Raw genomic sequence first — 5,147 nt, 5'->3', positions numbered from 1 at the left:
GGCTTGCCAGCGAAGGGCCAAGCGGTATTCCCCAGGCGTAGCGCCCAGCGCCTGGCGGAAGCGGTTGCTGAAATGGCTGGCACTGGCAAACCCGCACGCCAGCGCCACCTCGCCCAGCGCCAGGTCGCTGCCGCGCAGCCACTGCTGCGCCTTGGCCAGGCGTCGGGCCAGCAGGTACTGGTGCGGTGGCACCCCGAAGCTGTCGCGGAACATCCGCGCAAAGTGGTACTCCGACAGGTTGCACTGCGCCGCCAGCTCACCCAGGCCAATCGGCTGGTCCAGATGCCCCTCGATGTAGTCGGCCAGCTGTCGGCGCTGATGTGCCGCCAACCCGCCCTTCAGCCGCAGCCCCTGACGCTGGCCCACCTGGCTGAGCAGCGCATGGTCGAGAATCTCGTGGGCCAGGCTGCTGGTGAGCAGGCGCTCGCCGGGCTCGCTCCAGTTCAACGCGATCAACTGGCGAAAGCGCCGAGCCTGTTCCGGGTCGTCGATAAAGGTCGCTTCGCGCAGCTGCAACTCACGCGGCTCACGGTCCAGCAGCCGCACGCAGCCCAGCGCGAACTGCTGCTGGTTGATGTACAGGTGGGCCAGGCGGATGCTGCCGTTGATCACCCAGTTCGAGGCGTGCTCGGCCGGCATGATGCACAGCTTGTCGGGCCCGCCCTTGTCGGCCGGGCGATCACGGCGGAAGGTGCCGGTGCCCCCGGCGATATAGCACGACAGCGTGTGGTGGCTGGGCGCTTCGTAGTCGCGGGCGTCGTGGCGGTTGTTCCACAGGGCTGCGGCCAGGCCGTCACCGAGCAGCGCACTGTGTTCCAGGCGAGCGTGGGGCGAGGCGTGCATGGCCTGGAAGATTTGCAACTGGTCCAGCGGATTCATGGGTGACTACCTCTGGCGCCCATCCTACCCCTGGGCGCCATGCCTGACAGCACTGCGCCGATAAAAACCGCAAGTTTGTGCAAGCGCGCCACGCACCGGCGCCGGACACTGCAGGCTGTCGTGAGGAGCCTGTGCCATGAACCTGTCGTTATACCTGCTGACCGTACTCATCTGGGGCACCACCTGGATCGCGCTGAAATTGCAGCTGGGGGTGGTGGCCATCCCGGTGTCCATCGTCTATCGCTTTGCCCTGGCGGCGCTGGTGCTGTTCGCCATCCTGCTGATTGGCCGTCGCCTGCAGCTGATGAACCGGCGCGGTCACCTGATCTGCCTGGCGCAGGGGCTGTGTCTGTTCTGCGTCAACTTCATGTGTTTTCTGACCGCCAGCCAGTGGATCCCCAGCGGGTTGATCGCGGTGGTGTTCTCCACCGCCACGCTGTGGAATGCGCTGAACGCACGGGTGTTCTTCGGTCAGAAGGTGGCGGCCAATGTGCTGGCCGGTGGGGCGCTGGGGCTGGGCGGGCTGGGCCTGCTGTTCTGGCCGGAGCTGGCCGGGCATGCGGCCAGCCGCGAGACCCTGATCGGCCTGGGCCTGGCGCTGCTGGGGACCTTGTGCTTCTCGGCGGGCAACCTGTTGTCGAGCTTGCAGCAGAAGGCCGGGTTGCGGCCGATGACCACCAATGCCTGGGGCATGCTGTACGGCGCGACGATGCTGGCGCTGTACTGCGTGGTCAGCGGCATTCCATTCGCCATGGAATGGAACACGCGGTATGTGGGCTCGCTGCTGTACCTGGTGATACCGGGCTCGGTGATCGGCTTTACCGCCTACCTCACGCTGGTCGGGCGCATGGGGCCGGAGCGTGCGGCGTATTGCACGGTGCTGTTCCCGTTGGTGGCGTTGAATGTGTCGGCGTTCTACGAGGGCTACCAGTGGACGGCCCCGGCGTTGTGCGGGCTGGTGCTGGTGATGCTGGGCAATGTGCTGGTGTTCAGCAAGGGCCGGGTGACAAGGCGGGGAGAGGTTGTAGCCGTGCGGTAGTTTGTGTGCGCCGCAGAACCCTGTGGGAGCTGGCTTGCCAGCGAAGGGCTACAAAGCAGCCCCAAAAATGGTGGCCTTACTTCCACACCTGCGGGTTCACCAGATCCCGCGGGCGCTCGCCCAGCAGCGCTGCCCGCAGGTTGTCGATGGCGCGATTGGCCATCGCCTCGCGGGTCTCGGCCGTGGCCGAGCCCACATGCGGCAAGGTCACCGCATTGGCCAGCTGGAACAGCGGTGACTCGCTCAGCGGCTCCTTCTCGTACACATCCAGCCCGGCACCGCGAATCGTGCCGTCCTGCAAGGCCGCGATCAGCGCCGCTTCATCCACCACCGGCCCGCGCGAGACGTTGATCAGAAACGCGCTCGGCTTCATCAACTGCAATTCCCGAGCGCCGATCAGGTGCGTGGTGGCAGCGCCCAACGGCACCATCAGCACCACGAAGTCGGCTTCAGCGAGCAACGCGTCCAGGCTGCGGTACTGCGCGCCCAGCTCCTGCTCCAGCGCGGTCTTGCGGCTGTTGCCGCTGTAGATCACCGGCATGTTGAAACCGAAGCGACCACGCCGCGCAATCGCGGCACCGATGTTGCCCAGCCCGACGATGCCCAGCGTCTTGCCATGCACGTCGCTGCCGAACAGCCCCGGGCCCACGGTGGCCTTCCACTCGCCGGCCTTGGTCCACGCATCCAGCTCGGCCACCCGCCGCGCCGCGCTCATCAGCAGCGCAAAGCCAAGGTCTGCGGTGCTTTCGGTGAGCACGTCGGGGGTGTTGGTCAGGGCAATGCCGCGCTGGTTGAAGTAGGCCAGGTCATAGTTGTCGTAGCCCACCGACACACTCGACACCACCTGCAACTGCTGCGCGTGCTCCAGTTGCGCCTGGCCCAGCTTGCGCCCGGCACCGATCAGGCCGTGGGCCTGGGGCAGCGCCTGGTTGAACTGGGCGTTGATGTCACCGAGCTTGGGGTTGGGCACGATCACGTTGAAGTCTTGCTGCAGGCGTTCGACCATCGGCGCGGTGATGCGGCTGAAGGCCAGGACAGTCTTTTTCATCGGCAAACTCGCTGCGGGCAGGGAAGAATGGGTAGCACGCTATCATTCTCCACCGCCCCTGTGCAGCAAGATTTCAGTTGGCGATGTGCAGCTCGTGGGTCTTGAGGTCGGCTTCGTGGGCCGCGAGGATTTCCGGCAGCGAGTTGCGCAGGTACTCGACCCAGGTCTTGATCTTGGCATCCAGGTACTGGCGGGACGGGTAGATCGCGTACAGGTTCAGCTCCTGCAGGCGATACTCGGGCATCACCCGCACCAGGCTGCCGTCGCGCAGGCCGTCGATGGCCGAGTAGATCGGCAGCACGCCCACCCCCATGCCGCTGCGGATCGCCGCTTTCATGGCATCGGCCGAGTTCACCTGGAACGGTGCCTGGGTGATGTTCACCACTTCCTGGCCTTCGGGGCCGTCGAACAGCCACTTTTCCAACGGGATCACCGGGCTGACCATGCGCAGGCAGGCATGCTTGAGCAGGTCGGCCGGCTTGTGCGCCACACCATGGCGCTTCACGTAATCGGGCGAGGCGCACACGATGCTGTAGGTGATGCCCAGGCGCTGCGACACGAAGCCCGAATCCGGCAGCTCGCTGGCCAGCACGATCGACACGTCGTAGCCCTCGTCGAGCAGGTCCGGCACGCGGTTGGCCATGGTCAGGTCGAAGGTCACGTCGGGGTGGGTTTCGCGGTAGCGCGCAATGGCATCGATGACGAAGTGCTGGCCCACCCCGGTCATCGAGTGCACCTTCAATTGCCCGGCCGGGCGTGCATGCGCGTCACTGGCCTCGGCTTCGGCCTCTTCCACATAGGTGAGGATCTGCTCGCAGCGCATCAGGTAGCGTTTGCCCGCTTCGGTCAGGGCGATGCGCCGGGTGGTGCGGTTGAGCAGGCGGGTTTGCAGGTGCGCTTCAAGGTTGGAAACCGCCCGCGACACGTTCGCGGTGGTCGTATCCAGCTGCACGGCAGCGGCGGTGAAACTGCCGACTTGCGCGACGCAGCTGAAAGCACGCATGTTTTGCAGGGTGTCCATGGGGCGCTCTCAGGGAAGACGACAGAATTGTGACATGAAGTAACCAAGCCAGTCTTCAAGACTAAAGCCGGATTATCGCCGTTTTCGTAACAAAGATTCGCAGTAATGCACGCTTATCGCCAGTGCGGCGGCCCCCTAGAATTGCGACTCCTAGCGTCATCCACCTTCTAGTCGGGAACTCGCAGCTGTGCCGCGTCGCATCATCAGAGCGCTGAATGCGCTCAGTGTCTGTGCCTTTAGCTTGACCTTGAGCGGCTGTATCGGAACCTGGGGCATTGCCCCGCAAAGCAAGACGCTGCAAGCCAATACCCTGACCACCGACGCGGCCATCCGAGCCGCCGCGCAGGATGCCCACTGGCCCGACCAGCAATGGTGGCAAGCCTATGGCGACCCGCAACTGGCGCGCTGGATCGCCCTGGCCGTGCAGGGCAGCCCGACGCTGGCCATGGCTGGCGCGCGGGTGCGTGAAGCCAAGGCGATGGCCGGCGTGGTCGAGGCCGACGAGAAACTGCAGGTCACTGGCCAGGCCAGTCTCAAGCGCCACAACTGGCCCGACGATCAGTTCTACGGCCCCGGCGCCTTGTCGGGCGCCAACACCTGGGACAACAACGCGGCGCTGGGTTTGAGCTATGCGCTGGACCTGTGGGGCCGCGAGCGCAATGCCAGCGAGCAGGCCGTGGACCTGGCGCACATGAGCGTGGCTCAGGCCCGCCAGGCGCAGCTCGAACTGCAGAACAACATCGTCAAGGTGTACATCCAGCTGTCGCTGCACTTTGCCCGGCGTGACATCGTCAAGGCCGAGCTCGCACAGCAGGAGCAGATCCTGGCGTTGGCCGAGCGGCGCCTGGCCGGTGGCATCGGTACCCATTTCGAGGTGAGCCAGGCGCAGACGCCGCTGCCCGAGACCCATCGCCAACTCGACAGCCTGGACGAAGCGATCGCCCTGACGCGTAATCAGCTGGCAGCGCTGGCCGGCAAGGGCCCGGGCGCGGGCGCGCAGTTGCAACGCCCGAGCCTGTCGCTGGGGGCTGCGCTGAAGCTGCCGTCGACGCTGCCCGCCGAACTGATCGGCCAGCGTCCCGACGTGGTTGCCAGCCGCTGGCAAGTGGCGGCTCAGGCGCGCGGTATCGACGTGGCGCATGCCGGCTTCTTCCCCAACG

Annotated in this window: 5 protein-coding genes; 2 read left to right on the top strand and 3 right to left on the bottom strand. The window is 65.7% G+C overall.

Translation table 11 applies throughout. The features are described 5' to 3' along the window. Window positions 1-879 (bottom strand): helix-turn-helix domain-containing protein (locus G3436_RS25245; protein WP_163950862.1); only part of this gene is annotated, 879 nt, incomplete at its 3' end. A gap of 136 nt (window positions 880-1,015) precedes the next feature. Between G3436_RS25245 and G3436_RS25240 the strand changes: the two genes are divergently transcribed. Continuing rightward, entirely contained in the window at window positions 1,016-1,918 is a 903-nt protein-coding gene (locus tag G3436_RS25240; RefSeq protein ID WP_163950860.1) for a DMT family transporter, read from the top strand. 76 nt (window positions 1,919-1,994) lie between these two features. On the opposite strand, the gene G3436_RS25235 is transcribed toward G3436_RS25240, so the two are convergent. Continuing rightward, complete coding sequence (locus G3436_RS25235) at window positions 1,995-2,966, bottom strand: 2-hydroxyacid dehydrogenase (protein WP_163950858.1); 972 nt, start codon at window positions 2,964-2,966, stop codon at window positions 1,995-1,997. Between the two features lie 73 nt (window positions 2,967-3,039). Next, a complete protein-coding gene (locus G3436_RS25230; protein ID WP_163950848.1) occupies window positions 3,040-3,987 on the bottom strand; it encodes a LysR family transcriptional regulator in 948 nt (315 codons plus the stop codon). A gap of 187 nt (window positions 3,988-4,174) precedes the next feature. Here G3436_RS25230 and G3436_RS25225 point away from each other — a divergent pair. Beyond that, window positions 4,175-5,147 (top strand): efflux transporter outer membrane subunit (locus G3436_RS25225; protein WP_163950846.1); only part of this gene is annotated, 973 nt, incomplete at its 3' end.

The organism is Pseudomonas brassicae (assembly GCF_010671725.1).
GTDB classification, from domain to species: domain Bacteria; phylum Pseudomonadota; class Gammaproteobacteria; order Pseudomonadales; family Pseudomonadaceae; genus Aquipseudomonas; species Aquipseudomonas brassicae.
The sequence above is the reverse complement of the archived record's forward strand: the minus strand, read 5'-3'. Positions and strand labels throughout refer to the sequence as shown.

Coding starts and splice junctions, on each gene's coding strand:
- G3436_RS25240 (WP_163950860.1), top strand. CDS start 1,016: ATGAACCTGTCGTTATACCTGCTGACCGTACTCATCTGGGGCACCACC.
- G3436_RS25235 (WP_163950858.1), bottom strand. CDS start 2,966: ATGAAAAAGACTGTCCTGGCCTTCAGCCGCATCACCGCGCCGATGGTC.
- G3436_RS25230 (WP_163950848.1), bottom strand. CDS start 3,987: ATGGACACCCTGCAAAACATGCGTGCTTTCAGCTGCGTCGCGCAAGTC.